General features: G+C 56.0%; 16 protein-coding genes and 1 pseudogene. 8 read left to right on the top strand and 9 right to left on the bottom strand.

The features are described 5' to 3' along the window. Positions 1–66: 66 nt before the first annotated feature. Positions 67–1,098, bottom strand: coding sequence for a Gfo/Idh/MocA family oxidoreductase (locus EYR88_RS10180; protein WP_131089532.1), 1,032 nt, complete (start codon positions 1,096–1,098; stop codon positions 67–69). Between the two features lie 100 nt (positions 1,099–1,198). Next, entirely contained in the window at positions 1,199–1,717 is a 519-nt protein-coding gene (locus EYR88_RS10175) for a helix-turn-helix transcriptional regulator (RefSeq protein WP_242632516.1), read from the bottom strand. A gap of 122 nt (positions 1,718–1,839) precedes the next feature. Between EYR88_RS10175 and EYR88_RS10170 the strand changes: the two genes are divergently transcribed. Then, positions 1,840–2,697 carry a DMT family transporter gene (locus tag EYR88_RS10170; protein WP_242632515.1) on the top strand — a complete coding sequence of 286 codons (858 nt, stop codon included), beginning with the start codon at positions 1,840–1,842 and terminating at the stop codon, positions 2,695–2,697. A 34-nt stretch (positions 2,698–2,731) separates the two neighbouring features. On the opposite strand, the gene EYR88_RS10165 is transcribed toward EYR88_RS10170, so the two are convergent. Both EYR88_RS10165 and EYR88_RS10160 read right to left on the bottom strand, forming a co-directional pair. Then, positions 2,732–3,526: a carbon-nitrogen hydrolase family protein gene (locus EYR88_RS10165; RefSeq protein WP_131089529.1), complete on the bottom strand. Its 795-nt coding sequence runs from the start codon at positions 3,524–3,526 to the stop codon at positions 2,732–2,734. Next, positions 3,526–4,566 (bottom strand): aldo/keto reductase, encoded by a 1,041-nt coding sequence (locus EYR88_RS10160; protein ID WP_131089528.1) that lies wholly within the window; start codon positions 4,564–4,566, stop codon positions 3,526–3,528. The genes EYR88_RS10165 and EYR88_RS10160 overlap by 1 nt, the downstream gene beginning before the upstream one ends. 193 nt (positions 4,567–4,759) lie before the next feature. Between EYR88_RS10160 and EYR88_RS10155 the strand changes: the two genes are divergently transcribed. Next, entirely contained in the window at positions 4,760–5,368 is a 609-nt protein-coding gene (locus EYR88_RS10155) for a TetR family transcriptional regulator (protein ID WP_131089527.1), read from the top strand. Between the two features lie 110 nt (positions 5,369–5,478). Here the strand turns inward: EYR88_RS10155 and EYR88_RS10150 are convergent. Then, positions 5,479–6,917 (bottom strand): annotated as a pseudogene (locus tag EYR88_RS10150) (cation:dicarboxylase symporter family transporter). Positions 6,918–7,411: 494 nt separating this feature from the next. Between EYR88_RS10150 and EYR88_RS10145 the strand changes: the two are divergent. Together EYR88_RS10145 and EYR88_RS10140 are read left to right on the top strand one after the other, a co-directional pair. After that, a complete protein-coding gene (locus tag EYR88_RS10145) occupies positions 7,412–9,268 on the top strand; it encodes an ABC transporter ATP-binding protein (RefSeq protein WP_131089526.1) in 1,857 nt (618 codons plus the stop codon). A 22-nt stretch (positions 9,269–9,290) separates the two neighbouring features. Then, on the top strand, positions 9,291–10,541 hold the full coding sequence (locus EYR88_RS10140; RefSeq protein ID WP_131089525.1) for an MFS transporter: 1,251 nt from the start codon (positions 9,291–9,293) through the stop codon (positions 10,539–10,541). On the opposite strand, the gene EYR88_RS10135 is transcribed toward EYR88_RS10140, so the two are convergent. Then, the gene (locus EYR88_RS10135) at positions 10,538–11,311 is read right to left on the bottom strand and encodes an IclR family transcriptional regulator (RefSeq protein ID WP_131089524.1); all 774 of its coding nucleotides are present in this window, start codon (positions 11,309–11,311) and stop codon (positions 10,538–10,540) included. The two genes, EYR88_RS10140 and EYR88_RS10135, sit on opposite strands and share 4 nt — an antisense overlap. Before the next feature lie 343 nt (positions 11,312–11,654). Between EYR88_RS10135 and aceB the strand changes: the two genes are divergently transcribed. Genes aceB through EYR88_RS10120 form a run of 3 tightly spaced genes read left to right on the top strand, consistent with a single transcriptional unit; the run spans position 11,655 to position 15,383 of the window. Further along, a complete protein-coding gene (gene aceB, locus EYR88_RS10130) occupies positions 11,655–13,286 on the top strand; it encodes a malate synthase A (RefSeq protein WP_131089523.1) in 1,632 nt (543 codons plus the stop codon). Next, a complete protein-coding gene (locus tag EYR88_RS10125) occupies positions 13,283–14,536 on the top strand; it encodes an aldolase (protein WP_131089522.1) in 1,254 nt (417 codons plus the stop codon). The genes aceB and EYR88_RS10125 overlap by 4 nt, the downstream gene beginning before the upstream one ends. A gap of 10 nt (positions 14,537–14,546) precedes the next feature. Next, the gene (locus EYR88_RS10120) at positions 14,547–15,383 is read left to right on the top strand and encodes a bifunctional allantoicase/(S)-ureidoglycine aminohydrolase (RefSeq protein ID WP_131089521.1); all 837 of its coding nucleotides are present in this window, start codon (positions 14,547–14,549) and stop codon (positions 15,381–15,383) included. A gap of 180 nt (positions 15,384–15,563) precedes the next feature. Here EYR88_RS10120 and EYR88_RS10115 read toward each other — a convergent pair whose 3' ends face one another. Together EYR88_RS10115 and EYR88_RS10110 are read right to left on the bottom strand one after the other, a co-directional pair. Then, positions 15,564–16,631: a GTP-binding protein gene (locus EYR88_RS10115; RefSeq protein WP_131089520.1), complete on the bottom strand. Its 1,068-nt coding sequence runs from the start codon at positions 16,629–16,631 to the stop codon at positions 15,564–15,566. Positions 16,632–16,668: 37 nt separating this feature from the next. Continuing rightward, positions 16,669–17,367 (bottom strand): maleylpyruvate isomerase family mycothiol-dependent enzyme, encoded by a 699-nt coding sequence (locus EYR88_RS10110; RefSeq protein WP_131089519.1) that lies wholly within the window; start codon positions 17,365–17,367, stop codon positions 16,669–16,671. Between the two features lie 209 nt (positions 17,368–17,576). Between EYR88_RS10110 and EYR88_RS10105 the strand changes: the two genes are divergently transcribed. Then, the gene (locus EYR88_RS10105; protein WP_131089518.1) at positions 17,577–19,340 is read left to right on the top strand and encodes a plasmid pRiA4b ORF-3 family protein; all 1,764 of its coding nucleotides are present in this window, start codon (positions 17,577–17,579) and stop codon (positions 19,338–19,340) included. 10 nt (positions 19,341–19,350) lie between these two features. On the opposite strand, the gene EYR88_RS10100 is transcribed toward EYR88_RS10105, so the two are convergent. Further along, a complete protein-coding gene (locus EYR88_RS10100) occupies positions 19,351–20,676 on the bottom strand; it encodes an LCP family protein (protein ID WP_165477321.1) in 1,326 nt (441 codons plus the stop codon). Between the last annotated feature and the right edge of the window lie 63 nt (positions 20,677–20,739).

Here is a 20,739-nt window from a genome sequence, read left to right as displayed (position 1 = left end):
CTCAGTCTTTTCATTGGTGCCCAACTTAGCAGTTACGGATCCGCGTTGACTGCATCTTCCGGTGTATTAGTTCCTCTTGCGAAGTTCTCCAGCGATTTGGTCCATGGTCTGTGCAATGGCCAAGGACTCATCGAGTGGCATCACGGGAGATTCAAGTAGGCCTTCGCCGATGCACCGGGCAACGTGGGCAGCTTCCCAACCCAGACCTGTCGCAGCAGAATGCTCACTAAATTTTTGGCTGTCCGCAATGCTGCCATCGTGATGGCGCAGCACGAGTCGCGATCCAGCAAAAATAGGGCGCTCTACCTCTAAGGTCGCTTCTGTACCTGCAATCCAGGCAGCCTGCGGTGAATCCGTTTCAATGCTGCTGAACACGCTTGTGGTGGATCCATCCTGATTGGCAAGTACCGCAGTAAATGTCGCATCCACCCCGGTCTCGGCCATTCGACCGGAAGCATGCAGTAATTCTTTGGCAGAGGAAACCATGGCACTGAATGCGATGGGGTAGATGCCGACGTCTAGCAGGGCGCCGCCACCCAGCGCAGGATCATAGATCCGTGACCTGGGATCTACGGCAAACTTTGCGCCGAAGTCCGCGTTCACCGCCAGAACGTCGCCGAGAAGACGGGACTGAAGTACCTGCGCAATCACGTTGCCAATGGGCAAAAGACGCGACCACATAGCTTCCATAACAAACACCCCGGTCGATCTGGCAGCGGTGATTACTTGCCGGGTTTGCTCAGCGTTCAGAGTCATCGGCTTTTCCACGAGAACATGTTTTCCGGCGGCAATTGCTTTCAGCGCGAGTTCTGCGTGGCCACTATGGGGGACCGCTATGTAGAGCACATCCACGGTTGGGTCGCTAAGTACCTGATCATAGGAATCGTAGGCGCGAGTATCATCGTCCCCGTGGGTCCGGGCGAATTTAGCGGAGCGTTCTAGACTGCGTGAACCAACAGCGGCGATCCGGCTCTTGGTCAAAGTATTCAGCGAGATGGCGAATTGTTCAGCAATCCACCCGGGGCCCAAAATTCCCCAATTCAACGCTGGCGCCGTTGAGGGATTCAGTAGAGTTGACTTGGGCAGTACTAGGGACACGAAAGCTCCATCGGCAAGTGGTTGGGTGGCTGATAATCACCCTAGTGGCCTGTAGCTGTTAGCGGAAGAGCGGAGTGGTGTTGATAGCTGTTTAGGAAAACTAACTCACAACTATCCGGGCAAAACGCGTCACTTGCCGGCTCTCGTTGATGTACGAGAAATCTTGGGACGTGGCAAACGCGTAATGCTCACCAGCACTGCGCAGGACGGTTTCTTCTGTGGTTTTGATCAGCAGTTCTCCTTCGAGAACTAAAATCATTTCCGACCAACCTGCGGGGTCCGGCTCACCGACATAACGCTCTGTAGGTTCCAGGCACCAGCTCAGAAGCTGTGCTTCCTTATTGGCTGGAACGGAGGCCATCAGTGTCGCCACGCTTCCAGGATGCTGTCCTCTCCACACAACTTCGTTGATTGAGGAGCGCGGAGCCGAGGGCTCCGCGACCAAGTCGACAAATGTCACGCCCAAGGATTCTGCCAGGCGGTCGAGTCCGGTGAGGCTAATGTTCGCTTCGCCCGCTTCAAGCTTGATCACGGTGCGTCGGCTTACTCCCGACGCATCTGCGAGTGCTGCCTGACTGAGTCCGGCATCCAGTCGAAGGCGGCGGACATTTCTACTCACGTGTGCGAGTACCTCGGAACTCTCATCAGTTTGCATGTGCACTATTATTCACCATATAGTTGTGCATTATGTTGCACACTAGGTCGCGGCGGCGTTTACTCTCCCGTCAAGAAGCGGTACTCATGCTCGCTACGTGCGTATGGGGCGCTACTTTTCTGATCATCCACGTAGCGGTTCAATACACCGGTCCGTGGTTCTTCGTTGGAATGCGATTTATTACTGCGGGTCTTTTCAGTGCCTTGCTATTTGCCCGCGTCCTTAAGGGGCTAACGCTAAAGGAAATCGGGGCAGGCGTAGCTATCGGAGTGATGATCTTCTTCGGCTACGGTCTGCAAACTGCCGGTCTACAGACGCTTAATAGCAGCACGTCAGCTTTTATCTCCGCGCTCTACGTTCCGTTGGTGCCGTTGCTACAGTGGGTCGTTTTCCGCAAGAGGCCAGGGTTGCTCACCTGGATTGGTGTGGCGCTCGCCTTCTTCGGACTGATTCTTCTGGCAGATCCCGGAAGTGTCGGCTTCACCTTCGGCTCAGGGGAAATCGTAACCATTATCAGTACCTTGCCAATAGCAGGCGAGATCATCCTCATCGGCTGGTTCGCCGGGAAGGTGCATCTGGGACGGGTTACCGTGGTGCAACTGCTGGTGGCAGGTCTGCTTGGATTCCTCACCGTGCCTATCGTTGGCGAGCAGATCCCTGAATTCTCGTGGGTGTGGGTCATAGCTTCCGTTGCCTTGGGCTTGGCTAGCTGCATGATTCAACTCGCAATGAATTGGGCTCAGAAATCCGTTTCTCCAACAAGAGCCACCATCATCTACGCTGGTGAACCCGTATGGGCTGCGATTATTGGACGCATTGCCGGAGACAGGCTGCCTCCCATTGCCATTCTTGGCGCGCTATTCATTGTCATTGGCTCACTGATCAGCGAACTGCGGCCCCCAAAATCGAGCGACGCTTCAGCTCAAGAGAAAGCCACGAGTTAACAAGATAAGGTAATGCTGCTAAGTCGACGAGCAGCTACAGCGCTACGGTGTTGGCCAACACCGGCAATTGTTCACGCGCCTGTCTAACCAACGACAGCTCTAGATCCACCACGAGCAATTCGGGCTGGGCCCCGGCCTGCGCGATGACACGGCCAAGCGGATCGACAACCACTGAATGCCCCACGCCAAGCGGTGCGGTACCCGAGAGTCTCTCGCCGACGCTTACCGGATCAGCCTGGTCAACGGCCACAACAAAGGTGGTCGAGTCCAAAGCGCGGGCCTTGGCTAGAGTGGTCCACTGCTCAACCTTGCCTTCACCTTGTCCCCATGAAGCACAGACGATGTTCACTATGGCCCCTGCATTGGCATGATGGATGAACAACTGGGGGAACCGAAGGTCGTAGCAGGTAGCAATACCGATGCTCTGACCCTCATGGGTGAACTGCACGGGGGTAGTTCCTGGGGTGACCGAGTCAGACTCGGCATAGCCAAAAGCGTCGTAGAGGTGGATCTTGTCGTAGTGCGTATCTACCTCGTCGCCGGCAACCAAGAGGGTATTGCGAACCCTGCCGGATTCTCCGGGTGTGAACATTCCGGCGATGATGGTGATCCCGATTTCGCGTGCTTGCTGGCGAACCAAAGCAGGCCATGGGCCATCGATGGCTTCAGCAGTCGCGGCCAGATCATTACCAAAAGCCACTTGCATGGCTTCGGGGAAAATCACCAATGAAGCCCCGGCAGCTTTGGCCTTTTTTGCCTGGTCTCGAATGATCACCAGATTGCGTTGTGGATTTGCGGTGCTCAGTACTTGAGCGAGGGCAATCTTCATTAGTCGTTGCCTCCATTGATCAGCTGTGCCTCTTCGCGACCCTTGGATACCGACATGATGTCCGACTGGCGCTCGCCGTCGACCCGAGCTGCCAAGGTATCCAGTGCTGCCATCGATTCCGCTGAAAGTTTCACATTCATCGATTCCAGATTGTCGTCAAAGTGGTGTGCGTAGCGAGTGCCTGGGATAGGGGAGAGGGCAACGTTTTGGCTGCGCGCCTGTTCGTACACCCAAGCCAGGCTGACTTGTGCGGTGGTGACCCCTTCACGCTGGGCAACCTGTTCAATAATGGTGCGCAAAGGAAGATTGTGTTCCATCCGCGCATCTTCAAAGCGTGGGAAATTCCGGCGCACGTCATTGGCCTCCAGCCCAGCTAATGAGTCCACCTCCCCGGTGAAGTAACCTCGGCCCAAGGAGGCGTAGCTGACCAACCCAACACCGAGTTCGCTGGCCGCGGGCAGGAGCCAACGCTCAATATCGCGACTGAAAATCGAGTACTCCATCTGGATTGCGGTAATCGGATGCACCGCGTGAGCACGACGTAGTTCGTTAGCCGTTACTTCAGAGAGGCCAATGTGGCTGATTTTTCCTGCCTCAACTAATTCTTTGTAGGCGCCCATCGTTTCCTCGATGGGGATCAGCGGGTCAACCCGGTGGTAGTAATACAGGTCGATATGATCCACGCCCAAACGTTGCAGGCTCTCATCAAAGCACTTCGTGATGAATGCTGGATCGCCACTAACCCGTGGGTCACCCGGGTTCTTCGGGCGTACGATTCCAGCCTTGCTTGCCAGGGTGACCTCGTCGCGACGGGCCTTGAGAACCTGAGACAGCAGGGTCTCATTGTGTCCTGCGCCGTAGATGTTCGCGGTGTCCAAGAAGGTCACGCCAGAGTCGATGACGTGGTTGAGCGTGCGCAGTGATTCGGTGTCATCTGCCGAGCCGTAAGCGCTGCTCAGGGACATGCAACCAAAGCCCTGCCCAGTGACTTCTAGTCCCTGGCCCAGTTCGATGGTGCCAATGTTGTTGGTTTGTCCCATGCCAGTCCTTCGTCGAGAATTGATGTCTGTTCTTGAGCCTATCGAAGCTTCGTGCCCGAGGCATCAACATTAGGGATTTGTTGAGTATCATGAACTCTCGATCACGCGACACACCTGTCATAATCGCTATCTGATCAGTAAAAAGAGACAGAGTCTCAAGCGCGAGTGGTTAGCTCAGAGTAAAATTATTGTTATGGGTAGCGTGGTGCGTGATCGGGTGCGCGAGAAGATGAAAACCGAGCTTGCGCAGCAGGTGTATACCGTCTTTGCCGAACGCGGATTAGAAAACGTCACAGCGCAGCAGGCCGCCCAGGCTGTCGGAATTTCGCGGGCAACGTTCTTTAGATATTTCTCTTCTAAAGAGGACGCTGTGGTGACCGCATTGCTGTCCATGAATATGCATTTTTCGCAGATGCTTGAATCCATGTCCTCGAATCCAAGCGAGAGTTTGCTGGAACTGTTGCGTCGAAGCTTCGAGCCAACGGTGGTTGCAGCGGAGCAGGACCCGACGGTTATGCGTTCTCACATTGAGCTCGTTTGGAGTACCCCAGCACTTCGCGCTAGTTGGCAAGAATCTCGCAGGGAACAGCAGGTTGCTCTGGCCCAAGCGCTTTCAGTTTTCTGCGCTAACCCGCGGCTAGCCGAAACCTCTGCCTTACTCGCGCTGACCCTTTATGATCACGCGTTGGTTAGGTGGATCGAGTCGCCTAAGCAGTCGTTGCGCGAAATTCTGGATGAAGCTTTTGACTTCGCGTCCATGATTGACAACAAGTGGACTTCTGAGGCCCGAAACTCGCGCTAAACGCCTCAGGCACGTTAAAGGCCGAGCGGCCAGAACACACTGGATAACTCCACTTTGTTCTGGCCGAACACCGGGTTGATCTGAATTATTGTTGCGCTTTGGTTATTGTCTTAGTGCTGTGGGATTGAATGGTGGGATCCAAGGAGTGCTCCCACCGCATGTGTGCTTTCCGCTCCGCACTGTGAGCATTTGGGAGTATTGGTGACAGGCTCGTTCTCACCCACTGGCAGTTCAGCTTCATTTTTTTCAGTGACTTCTCCAGCAAAAGCCCGTTTCATGGCTTCGCGATCAAACTGTCCGTCCCATTTGGCAACCACGGAGGTTGCCACGCAGTTGCCCAGTAGGTTGACTACTACGCGCATGGAATCCATGATGCGATCTGCACCTAACAGCAATGCCACTCCGGCAACCGGGAAGATTCCCAGCGCGGCTGCGGTCGCGGATAATGCCAAGAACTATGAACCTGGAACGCCTGCCATGCCCTTGGAGGTAAGGAGCAGGACCCCCCAACGCCGCTAGCTGTTGGCCGAAGCTCAACGCATGTCCAAATGCTTGGGCGAGGAAGAGCAAGGCGATCGACAAGTAGATGGCTGCCCCGTCGAGGTTGAACGAGTAACCGGTGGGAACTACTAGGCCGGTGGTAGCCCTTGAGCAACCTGCATTGGTCAGCTTGGTCATGATTCGTGGCATGACCGATTCGGTTGAGGCAGTACCCAAGGCCAGTAAGAACTCTTCTCGGGTGTATTTGATGAACTGCCCCGAATGGAACGCGAGCAAACGCCCAGGCGACGATGAATAGAACGCCAATGAACAGCAAGGCCGCGGCATAACAGGCCAAGATCAGCTTTGCGTAGGTGCCGAGTGTTTCAATTCCGTACTGGCCAATGATGAAGCCCATTGCGCCAAACGCGCCTAATGGAGCGACGCGCATAACCCAGCCCATGATCTTAAAAATCAGTTCGAGAACATTATCGAAAATGCCTAGTAGTGGAGCACAGCGTTCCTTGCCCACTACGACAATGGCTGCTCCAAAGAAGACTGAGAAGAACAGAACCTGAAGCAGGTTGTTATCCGAGAAAGCGCCAAAGACGCTGACCGGGATGATTCCTAAAATGAATTCTGAGGCGCTTTTTGCTTCGCCGGTCTTCGCTTCGACAGCACCCGCGTCCAACGTGGATGGGTCGATGTTCATCCCGGCACCGGACTGGATGAGGTTTCCGACCAGTAGCCCAAAGACTAGAGCGAATAGTGTTGCGCAGGTGAAGTAGAGCAATGCTTTGACGCCTAGACGCCCGACTGCTTCGACGTCTCCTACTGTCGAAATTCCTGTCACGATGACGAGGAATATCAGTGGAGCGATGATCATCTTGATCAATGAGATGAACCCGTCGCCCAACGGGCGTAGCTGAGATCCGATGCTTGGCAGGGAATGCCCGATCAATACTCCGGCGACAATGGCGACTCCAAGCTGGAAGAACAAGGAGGTGTAGAAGGGTCTTTTGCGCGGTAATTCGGCGCCCTTAAAAGCGTCTGCGGACTTGATTTTCATGGCTGCTCCCGAGGAATTTTCGCTCCGAGATATGTGCCTGTGGCTTGGGTGTTGTCAACTGTAAGCCAGCCCACTTACTTCCGCAATAAAAAAACAGAACTTTCGCAATGCGGAATAAATTGATTCTGGATCGTGGAAAATATCGCGGTCTCACAAGTGCTTTTATGTCTTTAGTAGTGGAAGCGCGACCTTGCGTTTTTCGTATCCGGTCCTGCTGTCTGAAAGGGAGAAAAATAGCAGTGATAAGAGAAAATACGAGAACCAGCATGTGTAAGTGGGGTGATTAATCCAAAGGTGCGTCATTCAAAGTTTCAATTTCCGGCGGTCAGTGGCCGGTTTGTCATCTCTTCCGTTGGTGCCGTCATTTTTTAATCGCCTCACTGAGCCGGTTGGCTAGATAAGCTGAGCCTAGCTAGAAGTTGCAGGTGCCTTGCTGGGAAACTAAGTAAGGCGGAAATCGCTGACACCTTGAGCAGAATTGCGAGCAAATATTCATGAGCATGGAAACTGCCGCTTGGCATTCGCTGTGGAAACTTTCCGGCGACAAAGGCAAGGCCTACGCCTCCACAACGCCAAAGCGAGTGCTGAAATTTGCTGCCTCGTACAAGACCCGTCTGCTGATTTTTGTGTTCTTCTCCGTCATCGCCGCAGTTCTGGCAGTGGTGACGCCAGTATTGGCTGGCCGAGTAGTCGATGCGATTGTCGCGCAGTCGCCAGTGCGAAACATTGCCAATCTGGCCATCATCATGGCGGTAATCGCGGTTCTAGACGCGATTACCTCAGTCATTGTTCGTTGGTTCTCCTCACGCCTAGGCGAAGGCATCATCTACGACTTGCGGACCGCGGTCTTTGATCACGTACAAAAAATGCCAGTGGCGTTTTTTGCTCGCACCCGTACCGGCGCATTGGTTAGCCGTTTGAACAACGACGTGATTGGTGCACAATCCGCTTTTGCCGGAACGCTCTCAGGCTTGGTCTCAAACACCGTTGCACTGATCCTGACCGCAGCCGTCATGTTTACCACCTCGTGGCAGGTCACGCTCATTGCGCTGATTCTCTTGCCAGTGTTCCTGCTGCCTGCTCGTCGCTTTGGTAAGTCAGTGGCATTGCTGCGCCGCGAATCCGCAGAGCTCAACGCGAGCATGGGCAACCAGATGACCGAACGCTTCTCCGCTCCGGGCGCCACACTGATCAAGCTTTTTGGCAGTCCCAAAGATGAGTCGAAGGTGTTCGCGCAGCATGCCGGGCGCGTCCGCGACATTGGCGTAAAGATGACCATGCGTCAGTTCTACTTTGTCACCGCGCTGACCCTGGTTGCCGCACTTGCATTGGCCCTGGTGTACGGCTTGGGCGGTATGTATGCGGTTCGCGGTGACTTGGCCGCAGGTGATGTGGTGACCCTCGGTATGTTGCTGACCAGGCTGTACACCCCGCTTACAGCCTTGGCTAACGCACGGGTGGAAATTACCAGTGCACTGGTGAGCTTTGACCGCGTCTTTGAGGTGTTAGACCTTGAACCACTGATTACCGATACTCCAGATGCTCATCGTCTAGAAATAGGCGCCCCGGTTCCAGTGAAGTTTGATCACGTGAGATTCTCTTACCCGAGCGCGGACAAAGTCTCGTTGGCCTCGCTTGAAGAGGTTGCAGTGCTTGATACGCGCGGCGGCGAGGAAGTTTTGCACGACATCAACTTTGAGATCCCTGCCGGTCAGACCTTTGCGCTGGTCGGCTCATCCGGTGCCGGTAAATCCACCGTCGCCTCGCTGTTAGCCCGCCTCTACGACGTGGATTCGGGCAGCGTTCAACTTGCTGGGCAGGATATTCGCCAACTTAAGCTGGACTCACTACGCAAGTCAGTATCGATGGTGACTCAGGACGGGCACCTGTTCCACGAAACAATTCGTGCCAACCTGACGCTGGCGCGCCCGGAAACCACCGACGCAGAAATCTGGGAAGCCTTGGAGCGCGCCCGACTTCTGCCGGTGATCCAGTCCCTGCCTGATGGATTAGAAACTGTGGTGGGTGAGCGCGGTTACCGACTTTCTGGTGGCGAACGACAGCGCATGACCATTGCCCGATTGCTTCTGGCTGCCCCGCAGGTAGTAATTCTGGACGAGGCAACTGCCGCACTGGATTCCTCCAATGAAGCTGCGGTGCAAGCTGCTTTGGCTGAAGCCTTGGAAAACCGTACCGCCCTGATCATTGCCCACCGTCTGTCAACGATTCGCTCAGCTGATCAGATTCTCGTGGTGGAAGGTGGCCAAATTATCGAACGTGGAACCCACGCTGAATTGCTGGCCTTGGGTGGGCGTTACACGCAGCTTTACGAAACTCAGTTCGCGCAATAGCTAGGTATGCGAGACAAAGACTATGAATGAGCTGACGCGTAGCAAGGTCCAGCAAAGAACGCTGTGGGTCCTTGCTGTCTCTCAAGTCTTTGGAACCATTGGTGTGGGTGTGGCCCCGTCCATCGGTATTTTGCTGGCCGAGGAAGTTACTTCCAGTCAGGCCTGGGCAGGTCTTGCCCGCACCGCAAGCACCTTGGGCGCCGCCTTGCTCGGTCTTCCGCTAGGCAATCTAGCCGCGCGCTACGGACGTCGAATCGCCTTGAGCTCGGGTTGGTGGCTGGCAGCTGTCGGTGCCCTACTTTTGGTGCCCGCAGCTCAATTTCACTTGGTGATCCCGCTTTTTGTCGGACTGCTGTTGATCGGCGCTGGCTCTGCCATTAGCCTGCAGGCACGATTTGCTGCCACCGACTTAGCCACCGATGAGCGAAAGGGTCGCAGTCTCTCACTGATCGTTTGGGTGGGAACTATCGGGACCGTACTTGGCCCAAACCTTGGCATTCCGGCCCAACAAATCGGTGCCGCGACGGGCTTACATGTGTACGCTGGAGCATTCCTTATCGCCGGGATCGCGATGGTATTAGCCGGGGTGCTGGTGTTCAGCTTGATGCGCCCCGACCCATTACTTCTGGCCCAGCAACTCGAACGTGACGTCGAGGCGGCGGTACCTGTACGGCAGCGCGGTGGCATTCAACGATTTGTTGCGGAGCTGCGCACCAATAAGCGAGCCCGTTATGCGGTGGTGGCGATCCTCAGCGCGCAGGTGGTGATGGTGGCCATCATGACGATGACACCTATTCACCTGACTCATCACGGCGGATCGGTGTCTCTGGTCGGGGTGACCATCTCGCTGCATATTTTGGGCATGTATGTGCTGGCACCCGTGGTGGGGTACGTGGCTGACCGGTGGGGATATCGCTTCTCTATCGCAATCGGCTTGGTGATCTTTGCGGGCTCGTTCTTAGCTGGCGGAGCTCATCCACAGAACATGGGGTGGATTATGATCAGCCTGATTTTGCTTGGCGTGGGCTGGTCTTTCATCAACGTTTCCGGCTCAGCGTTATTTGCCAGGGTCATCACTAAACAAGATCGCGCATCGGTCCAGGGCGGCGTTGATGCGCTGTCGAACCTCTCTGGTGCCACAGCTGCTTTTGCCGCTGGGCCCTTGATGGCGGTCAGTTCCTTCTCGGTCCTGACCATCATCGCTGGCATCGTGCTGATCCCTCTGGCGTGGATGACCGTTCTGCCGCCAAAGGCTGAAGAGCTGAAAGGCTAGTCGGCGGCAGCAACCAGCTGCACACCAAGTTCCTTGGCAGCGGCCTGCAGTACGGGTATTGCGGTCTGCATAAAGGCTTCGTCGACGCGAGTAACCGGTCCGGAGACCGAAATGGCCATGGGAGTTGGGGCTCCAGGCACCGGAACGGCAATACAACGCACACCGAGCTCTTGCTCTTCTTCGTCAATCGCGTAGCCGCGTTCGCGCGTAGCCTCCACATCGGTGAACAGCTTGCCCAAAGTGGTGATGGTATTGGCGGTCTTCGGTGGCATACCCGCCTGAGAAACGAGGCGCTGCACCCGTTCGTCATCGAGTACCGAGAGCACTGCCTTTCCCACACCGGAGTTGTGCAGCATTGCGCGGCGTCCAACTTCGGTGATCATGCGCATCGAGTGAGCCGATTGCACCTGGGCGATGTAGGTGACCATGTCGCCGTCCAGGACTGCAATATTTGCCGATTCGCCGAGCTTGGCGACCAATTCCTTAAGCATCGGGGATGCTAGCGCCCCAAGCTGTCGGTTGGCGACTTCGCCAAGACGGATCAGGCGTGGGCCTAATGAGTAGCGTCGGTTAGGTAGCTGGCGAACGTATCCAACACCGACCAAAGTGCGCAATAACCGGTGAATGGTAGGCAACGGTAGGGGAGTGTCAGCGGCGAGTTCACTTAGTGCCGCTTCTCCACCAGCGCGGGCGATGACCTCAAGAAGTTCAAATGCGCGTTCAACGGACTGCACTCCGCCGGTGGTGGACTTGCTGGAAGCCTGCGTCATTTTTACTCCTTTGGTTAAGGCACTGATTTTGGAAGATTGTGGTCCGTAAGTTCTACGATGCGAAATCCTCGTCCCAACAATAGCCTAGAAACTCGCTTTTCTTCCACGATCCGATATTTCGCCGTCAAAAATCCGTGCCGAAGACCACAAAACCCTCTTGCCTTTTCATTTTGAGGATAATAGTATCCACTATACGGAAATCTTTTGAAGAGCTGTGATCGTTGATGGAGCGCCGAACACCCACCGGCGCAACAGGTTGCAGTGGAAAATCAAGGTGCACGTCAAAGCACCCGCGCATGGAACAGAGCAGTACTACAGAGCACAAGAGGTTAAGGAACAACTCATGAGTATTTCAATCACCAGCATCCCCGACGTAGCAGATGCCGGGCAGATCCTCTCCGATGATGCCCTAGCGTTCATCCAGAAATTGCATGAGAAGTTCGCCGGAACCCGCAACGAACTACTGGCCGCCCGTTCGGTACGCCGCCAGGAATTCTCCGACGCACGAGCCATCGACTTCGATCCACAGACCGAGTCGGTGCGCACCGGCGACTGGAAGGTCGCTGAAGCCCCTGAAGCATTGCGTGACCGCCGCGTAGAAATCACCGGCCCAGCGTCCCCAGCCAAGATGGCCATCAACGCTTTGAACTCCGGCGCCAAGGTCTGGCTTGCCGACCTTGAAGACGCCTCGACCCCGAGCTGGTTCAACGTGGTTGACGCCATCTCCAACCTTTCGGCGGCCGCCCGCGGCACCCTAGCCTTCACCGATGCCAAGTCCGGTAAGTCCTATGCACTGCGCACCGACGCACCACGCGCCGTTGTAGTAGTTCGCCCACGCGGCTGGCACCTGCCAGAAAACAATGTGCTGATCAACGGCGAACCAGCCGTCGGTGCGCTGGTGGACTTCGGGCTGCATTTCTTCCACAACGCCAAGGTCCTGGCTGAATCCGGGCAGGGACCGTTCTACTACCTGCCAAAGATGGAGCACTACCTCGAGGCGCGCCTGTGGAATGAGATCTTCACCTTCGCTCAGGCGGAACTGGGTATCGCCCACGGCACCGTGCGCGCCACGATGCTCATCGAAACCATTCCAGCCGCTTTCCAGATGGAGGAATTCCTCTACGAACTGCGTGAGCACGCTTCGGGTCTGAACGCTGGTCGTTGGGATTACCTATTTTCCATCATCAAGACCTTCCGCGAGGCCGGCGAAGCGTTCATCATGCCGGACCGTTCGGCCGTTTCGATGACCGCACCCATGATGCGCGCCTACACCGAACTATTGGTCAAGACCTGCCATAAGCGTGGTGCCTTCGCCATGGGTGGCATGGCAGCATTCATCCCGAACCGTCGCGAACCAGAAGTCACCGCCGCAGCTTTCGAGAAGGTCCGCGATGACAAGTCCCGCGAAGTGAACGACGGCTTTGACGGCTCCTGGGTTGCCCACCCTGACCTGGTGGATATCTGCAAGGAAATCTTCGACGCCAAGCTAGGGGATAAGCCAAACCAGATCGACCGCCAGCGCCCAGAGGTAGAAGTTACCGCCGCTCAGCTGCTGGACATCGCTAGTGCCCCAGGTGGCGTCACTGAAGCCGGCGTGCGCGCCAACCTCTACGTGGCCGTGAACTACGTGGCCGTCTGGCTTTCGGGTAACGGTGCGGTGGCCATCCATAACCTGATGGAAGATGCCGCTACCGCTGAAATCTCGCGTTCACAGATCTGGCAGCAGATCCGCAACGAAGTGGTAGCCACTGACACCGGCAACACCATCACCGCGCAATTGGTATCAACCATTCTGAGCGAAGAAGTAGAACGCCTGCGCGGTGAAGTTAATAATGAAGAGCACTTCAAGACCTACTACGAGCCGGCCGCCGGGTTGATCGCAACGTTGACCAGCGGCAAGGATGAGGACTTCGCAGACTTCCTCACCACCGGTGCCTATGAACTGTTGGAAAAGGAGTACGTGAGCAAGTCATGATCAACCCCTTCGATGAGTCCACGCTGGCCAGCGTAGAAACGCAATTGGCCGCCACCGATCAGCTACTGGAACATGCCTACCCGGGTGATTCCGGGGCCCGCCAACCGGTCCACACTGTATATGTCCCCGGAGATATATACACTGCTGAACTGCCGGTTGCTTGGGGAGCTAACGCTCTGAAAGCTGCTGGCAGTGAAGCCGGATTGGCTGACCTAGCGGCGAAGCTGAACCTGGCTGAACCACAGCGGCTGGCTCAATTGGTGGCACAAAAGCTGGCCAGCGAACCCATCGAAGATTTGCGCATTGACTTTGAAGACGGCTACGGCAATCGCAGTGATGCTCAGGAGGACGCGGACGTACTGGCCGCAGCCGACCGACTCGCTGCGGCCGTGGCCGCCGGCAAGGCTCCATCCTTCATTGGCATCCGCTTTAAATGTTTCGAAGCGTCCACCCGAGCACGCGGCATTCGCACCCTGGGTCTATTCATTACGCAGCTGCTTTCCCACGCGGAGCTACCTGCCGGACTACGTCTGACTCTTCCCAAGGTCACTACCGTAGACCAGGTCAACGCCATGGTGTTGCTGGCACAAAAGCTAGAGCAGACCCACGGCCTTGAAACGGGCCGGATCCGCTTTGAAGTCCAGGTGGAAACCCCACAGGTGATCATCGCCGCTGACGGAACCCACCCGGTGGCTCAGCTGATCCACGCCGGTCAAGGTCGAGTCTCCTCACTGCACTACGGAACTTACGACTACTCGGCTTCCATGGGTGTGGCCGCCGGTTACCAGTCCATGGAACACCCGGTGGCTGACTTCGCCAAGGACGTGATGCAGGTGGCCGTAGCTGGCACCGGGGTAGAGCTTTCCGACGGCTCAACCAACATCATCCCGGCCGGGGACCCAGAAAATATGGCCGAAGCCTGGGCGCTACACGCGCGATTGGTTTCCCGTCACCTGGCCCGCGGTATTTATCAGGGTTGGGACCTGCACGAAAACCAATTACCTACCCGCTATCTTGCCACCTTTGCGTTCTTCCGCGAAGGGTTGCAAGCGGCCGGCACCCGGCTGCGCAACTATGTTCACCAGATCAGCTCCACCATCATGGATGAACCTGCCACCGCTCGCGCCTTGGCCCGCTACATCCACCGCGGGGTTACCTGCGGCGCGGTGAGCGCCGAGGAAGTTTCTGAGCTGGCCCAGATTTCCCTGCCCGAACTCGAAGCGATCGCGCTGAATCGCACTCACGCCTAAGGATCACATCATGACTGTTCCAGCTGTTCAGAACTCATCGTCCTATTTCGCGAACTTCGGCGGTCACCCGCCACAAAGCGATCTGCTCACCGACCGCGCCATTGTTACCGAGGCCTACACTGTTATCCCCAAGGGCGTGCTGCGCGACATCGTCACTAGCGTTTTCCCCGAGTGGACCAATACTCGCGCTTGGGTATTAAACCGTCCGGTGGCTGGCGGAGCGACGACGTTCGCTCAGTCCATTGTGGAGGTCTCTCCCGGCGGTGGTGCCAGCAAGCCAGAACCTCAGGCCGAGGTCCAGGGGTTCATCTTTGTGCTCACCGGTGCGCTGACCTTGGTTATTGAGGGCACGGAACACGTGTTGGTAGACGGCGGTTACGCCTACCTGCCAGCTGGTAGCACCTGGTCCGCACGGAACGATGGCGCAGAACTCACCAGCTTCCACTGGCTGCGCAAGCGTTATGAACCATTGGCCGGCGTGGATGCCCCAGCTGCGGTAGTTGGCAACGAACGCGACGTTGAACCCGGCGAAATGCCGGGTACCGACGGCAAATGGCGCACCACTCGCATGCTGGATCCTAACGATGTGGCCTTCGACTTTGGCGTGAACATCGTGACCTTTGAACCCGGTGCCTCTATCCCGTTCGCGGAAACTCATGTGATGGAGCACGGCCTGTACGTACTGGAGGGTAAGGGCGTTTATCGCCTGAACGGTGACTGGGTTGAGGTTGAAGCCGGAGACTATATGTCTCTACGTGCCTTCTGCCCACAGGCTTGTTATGCGGGCGGACCAGATAACTTCCGTTACCTGCTCTACAAAGATCAGAACCGTCAGATCGCGTTGTAAGCGGATCTACCGACCGAATTCACTGGCCGGCACCTATCCATATTGGGCAGGTGCCGGCCTGGATTTTAACTACCAACAATTACACGAGCCTCAACCAACAATTACAACCAACCCGCTTGGATCCCAATAAACACGCGGATTCTGAAATTGTCCGGATGGGCATTACTTACAAATCGCTTCTCAGCTACTTACAGAATCGTCATCGTCGGACTGTTCGTTATCAGTGTCTGCAATCCGTGAACTCAGTATCAAGCGACGTGCTAGGCGCGTGAGATCTTGCGGGGTTGGTTCGGACATGGCCGCCTGCAACGCAGCACGTAAAACTTCACCCACCTCTTGTTCGTCCAAGTCCACACCGACTGCCACGAGCGCATCATCGGCAGGGTCAGAGCCTGGCGTGGCCAACTGTAGATGTGGCTGCCAGCCGACCATATTGATCAGGTAGCGCTGGGTTCCAGTGTCGGTTCGGATCTTCACATGACCCTTGAGGCGATAAGCTGCCTCCGGCGGATGCTCCAATAGGTCTAGCACCGCGCCCGGATCTGTGGCTTCACCGCAAGGCACGGTGACTGCGTGGGCATGCGGAGCATGGGCGTGGTGATGTTCAGCTCGCGAGGCGGCAGCTAAGGGAAGTTCGTCCACCGGATCCTCGGAACGTGCAATGTCAAAGACTAGTTCGGGATCAATCGCCGCATGACTGGCCGGAACGATGGTTACCTGCGGGTTGGCATCCCGGACCCTATTGCTGATCCGCTTTAAGGTCTCCTCGCGAGCATCTTCAGCGATCATGTCCAGCTTGTTGACGACCACGAGGCTGGCAGCAGTGAAGCGGGCAGGAGCCATAGCTGCGGTGTCCACCGTATGTTCGTGCTGCACCGCATCAATGACATCAATAATGCCTCCGGGGCGTACCCCGGGAACATTGCCGTAACGCAATAAGCGGTCCACGTTTATAGGGTCTGCGGCGCCGCTGGCCTCTACGATGATCGCATCCAACCGAAGCTTTGGCGCAGCCAACTTTTCTAGTAACTCATCAAGGCCGCCGCTGTCGGGCAAGCAACAGACGCAGCCACCGGCGATTGATTCGGTGGCATCAATCTGTCCAGTAATGAGCCCGGTATCAACGTTGATCTTGCCGATATCGTTGATGATCACGCCAACGCGGGTACCGGGCCGGGTGAGTAATCCGTTGAGCAGACTGGTCTTTCCCGCGCCGAGGTATCCGGTGAGCACAATAACGGGGATCACTGCTGGTTCTTTCTTCCTAGATTGATGACCGAAATTTCTACCAAGTAGGCAGTTGTGGGATCGGTCCGTCGGCCTCAATATCCCGGGCGTTACCACGGGCCAACCATTGAACTAAGGCTGCACGGTCGGCACGCACGGTCAACGAGCCATCACCGATCACCCATTGATCACCTTCTTCGCTAAGCAGTGTCATACCCGGAGCATTCTTAACGCGCATGGTGCGCACGGCGGCTTCCACCGCGTTTTCTTGGGAGTCCGGATCGGCTTCCTCGATGGTCCAAGCGGTATCAAGATCATGGTGGTGGATGACGATTTCAGAAATCCGCAGGGCAACCAGCGAGGTTGCAGGGATGATCTTGCCGTGCAGGTCCACTTCTTGGGCAGCTAGCTCGCCGCTAAGGCGTTCGGACTGCTGGGCAAAATAGGTAGCGGACTCATCAAAGGCAGCCAACAGTTCTTCGCGTGGCAACGCGGACAACTGGTCAATCTCCGAATTGCGGGCTTCCTGAGAAGCGTAAAGCTGCTGCGGTTCTCCGCTGGTGACCCAATCTATGAGCTTAACCAACGTGCGACCATTGGAGGTGAGGTGCGCAATGACCTGTGCTCGACTCCACCCTTCGCAAAGGGATGCGGCGGCTAGCTCATCAGCGGACAAGGTCTGCACCGTGGCGGACATCATCGCGGTTTCGCGACCCAGGCGGGACAGATCTGAATGCAACAGTGCGGTATCAATCATGATTTCACCCTACCAACGGCCCGGCTGAGCGTGGCGGTTAAATGTCATAGATATCAAAGTCGTCTGGACTCAGACCTTTATCGTTCCTTTCTAATTTTGTGGCTTGGATATGGCACGCCTGAAGTCCCGGGCAGCTCAAATGTTGGCTATCTGCTAGGAATGGAACGTAGCCTTGAAACTAAGCAAAGCAACGATGGGATAACAGCTCAGTGGCCAAGAAAAAGAAGAAGCAGAAGCCCAAGCAAGGGCACCCGGCGCGACTGCAAGGAGATGTCGTCTCCATTGAGCGCGCAAAGGTTAAGCGCGGATTAGATGCGCTGGCCGTTCAGTTCACCCGGTGGCTTGAAGCGCGACATGGGGATAACGAACTGGCGCCTATGGTTCTGGCCGTCGTGACCGAAACTTTGAGCTCCTACGCTGAGGCGATTGAACTTCGCAGCGTCACCGACTTTGATCCGCCACAGCTATTCACCGTGTTGACTGCGACCATCGAATTTGAAGAGGCCGAAGACCCGGATGATGACTCCGGAGAATTGCGCGATCTAGTCTTCACCGCGTGGACCGTCTACTTGGACTTCTTGCTCGACAGTGACCTGTGGGCTGGAGATCCAGCCAGCCTCGAGTGGTTGCTGGCAGCCATCGATGCCGATGACCCCTTCGACGATGAAGATGCAAAAAAGCCGTTGGATGTTCCGGAAACTGCAGAGGCTGCAGTGGCTGAAATTGCCCAAATGTCGGTCTCCAAAATGGGTCGGGAGCTTCTTACTTGGGCCACCACCAGCGGTCACGAATATTGGGCTGCGGGTCCGGGCCCTGAATACGTTTCTCAAGCCGCTCATGCGGTACGCGGGCTGTTCCCGAAGGACCTAGACTCAACAAGTCGTCACTACGTTGTTGCGGTGGTGCTTTCTGCCCTCGAAATCGCCGAGGCACTGGACACCAAAACGGCTGCGCTGCCGGAACTGGGCTCAACCTCGCGCGACCTCATAGCTCCGGACGAGGCGACCGCCTTCGAAAGCAATTACACCTACCTCAAGGCCATCCTTGATTTGCTTCTGGAACAGCCGAAACAAGAAGACGAGGAATCTCTTGAATCCTGGGGCCTAGCAAACCTTTGGCTGCTCGAAGCCATTGACTCAGAAGCGCATTCGGTCGCAGTCGCCCGTGATGAGATGTTCTCGGAAGCTGCTTGGGCCGGTGCGCATCAGCGCATGGAACTGCTTCGGGCTCTTGGCTTGGTGAGCGAAGGAAGCACCTACGACATTCCGGGAATTGTTCGCCTCGCACTGACCGATCTGGATAACGAAGAGCCGGAAGAAGAACCTGCAAGCCAAGCGGTGGTTGATCCCTTTGGATTCTCGCTTGATGATGAGCAAGAGCCTAAGCGAGAAAAGCGGACTGAACCGTACACCGGGAAAGTGCTGCAGCTTAAGCTCTCTCTGCGCGATGTAAAACCACCGATCTGGCGTCGCGTGCTGGTTCCAGCTGACTTGAACCTCGGGGACCTACACGACATCATCCAGATCAGCTTCGACTGGTCCGACTCTCACCTGCACCAGTTCTACGGGCAGAACCATAAGATCAGCTATGGACCGCAGAACTCCTATATGGAAAGTGACCACGACGAGTCGACGGTACTACTCTCCAAGCTCTTCAAAAAGCCTAAAGACCGCCTAAGCTACACCTATGACTTTGGTGATGATTGGCGGATCGGCATTGAAGTGGAGGACGTGCTTAAGTCCGATGATGGTCAGTTGCCTCGGTGTATCGGCGGGCGCCGAATGGGTCCGTTGGAAGACAGCGGTGGACCAGGGAACTGGTCCGAAATGGTTCAAGGGCCAAAAAATGATGCGCCTTTGACCATGATGCAAGACGTGATTCCCGAAGATGCGGCACTGCAGCCGGGTGAAGATTTTGACCCTGCCGTATTTAGCATCGAGGAAATCAACGAGAATCTGGATCTGGAGTTCTAAGCAGAAACCATTAACCGCAAAGGCTCTGGCTAGCCTTGCGATTAGTGGTTTTCACCGGTGACTTTTCCGGTTGAGTCAAGCTTTGATAGTTCTGGCCGAGGTTTAACTGAACCCCATTAACGTCAGCAGTAGTTGGCTTGATGCTTAGGTTTAGTGCCTTGGCCAGGGCTTTTGCTGTCTGTTGGGCCTCTTCGGTATCGGCAGTCAACAGTGTGGATTTGTCGGCCACTGCACTCGCGTTGGTCACCGAAGTCACGTTAAACCCCTGCTTTGCAGCCTTGGCGGAGTACTCGGCGGCAAGACCAGGAACCTGGGCGGCGTTGAAGATCTGCACCGGTGCATCGTGTGTGGTGTCTTGAGCTTGTGTGACTACCGGGGAATCCTCATTCAAACTCGCAAAGAGGCTCTGTGCGCCGGCGGAGGGAATCACCCGATTTTTGTTCTGTGGTGCTGGCTGCCAAGGCATGGTCATGAAGGTGATTTGATCCGTTGGCACCGCTTGGGCCCGCACTGCCAATGAGGTCAGGTCAGCCAGGGAACTCAGTCCAGGGTCGACCGTCAACGAGGATGTTGCCGCATCCAAGAACGAGTACAACCGGTCCGGGTGGGCCAGTGTTTCCTTGCTGGTGGCCTGCTGAACGATTGCCGACATCACCATCTGTTGATGGCCAAGACGTGCGATATCGCTACCGTCGCCCACTGCGTGACGGGTGCGTGCCAAGGCCAGTGCATCGCTGCCATTGACCGTTTGTTCTCCGGCTGGCAGATCCAAGTTCGCTTTGGAATCTTTCATCGCTACCGGCAGGCAGACGTTGATTCCACCGAGGGCATCAACGATGGACATAAATCCCTCAAAGTTGATCTCAATAAAGTGATCCAAATGCACTGAGGTTAGAGATTCAACAGCGCTCACCGAGCAGGCGGGCCCATAGTTCAACGCAGAGTTCATCATCGCAAGTCCGCCAGCAAATTCTCCGGCACCCGTGTCTGCGCAGGCAGGCATGTCAACCAGGGTATCGCGTGGGATCTGCACTGCGTCGATGCGCTTATTGCCGGCGGCAATATGCACCAGAACCATCGAATCACTGCGTGCTCCTGAGGCCTGACCAAAACCTGAACTTTCCATCTGACGGGTATCGGATCCCAGTAGGAGAATGTTCAGATCCATACGCGAGTCTGTAGGTGCGGACTCGGAACCACGCATGGCTGCGGTGGAAATGTTGCCTTGGAGTTTGAACCAGAGTCCACCGGCTGCGACCACTAATGAAAGCACCAAGGCTGCGATGACCAGTAGCGTGATGCGCCGGTGGCGAAGTTGTATGCGAAACTTGGTCATCGGTTTCTCCTGGGCATCTTCAGCTGGATTAGATCAAATTCCAGCGGACCATAGAACTACCGG

It is taken from the genome of Arthrobacter sp. S41, from assembly GCF_004320535.1.
Classification (GTDB): domain Bacteria; phylum Actinomycetota; class Actinomycetes; order Actinomycetales; family Micrococcaceae; genus Glutamicibacter.
Note: the sequence above shows the minus strand (reverse complement) of the source record. Positions and strands in the feature narration are given on the sequence as shown.

Excerpts from the sequence above, each read along its gene's own strand:
- EYR88_RS10170 (WP_242632515.1), top strand. The coding sequence starts at position 1,840 with ATGCTCGCTACGTGCGTATGGGGCGCTACTTTTCTGATCATCCACGTA.
- EYR88_RS10165 (WP_131089529.1), bottom strand. The coding sequence starts at position 3,526 with ATGAAGATTGCCCTCGCTCAAGTACTGAGCACCGCAAATCCACAACGC.
- EYR88_RS10160 (WP_131089528.1), bottom strand. The coding sequence starts at position 4,566 with ATGGGACAAACCAACAACATTGGCACCATCGAACTGGGCCAGGGACTA.
- EYR88_RS10155 (WP_131089527.1), top strand. The coding sequence starts at position 4,760 with ATGGGTAGCGTGGTGCGTGATCGGGTGCGCGAGAAGATGAAAACCGAG.
- EYR88_RS10145 (WP_131089526.1), top strand. The coding sequence starts at position 7,412 with ATGAGCATGGAAACTGCCGCTTGGCATTCGCTGTGGAAACTTTCCGGC.
- EYR88_RS10140 (WP_131089525.1), top strand. The coding sequence starts at position 9,291 with ATGAATGAGCTGACGCGTAGCAAGGTCCAGCAAAGAACGCTGTGGGTC.
- EYR88_RS10135 (WP_131089524.1), bottom strand. The coding sequence starts at position 11,311 with ATGACGCAGGCTTCCAGCAAGTCCACCACCGGCGGAGTGCAGTCCGTT.
- aceB (WP_131089523.1), top strand. The coding sequence starts at position 11,655 with ATGAGTATTTCAATCACCAGCATCCCCGACGTAGCAGATGCCGGGCAG.
- EYR88_RS10125 (WP_131089522.1), top strand. The coding sequence starts at position 13,283 with ATGATCAACCCCTTCGATGAGTCCACGCTGGCCAGCGTAGAAACGCAA.
- EYR88_RS10120 (WP_131089521.1), top strand. The coding sequence starts at position 14,547 with ATGACTGTTCCAGCTGTTCAGAACTCATCGTCCTATTTCGCGAACTTC.
- EYR88_RS10110 (WP_131089519.1), bottom strand. The coding sequence starts at position 17,367 with ATGATTGATACCGCACTGTTGCATTCAGATCTGTCCCGCCTGGGTCGC.
- EYR88_RS10100 (WP_165477321.1), bottom strand. The coding sequence starts at position 20,676 with ATGACCAAGTTTCGCATACAACTTCGCCACCGGCGCATCACGCTACTG.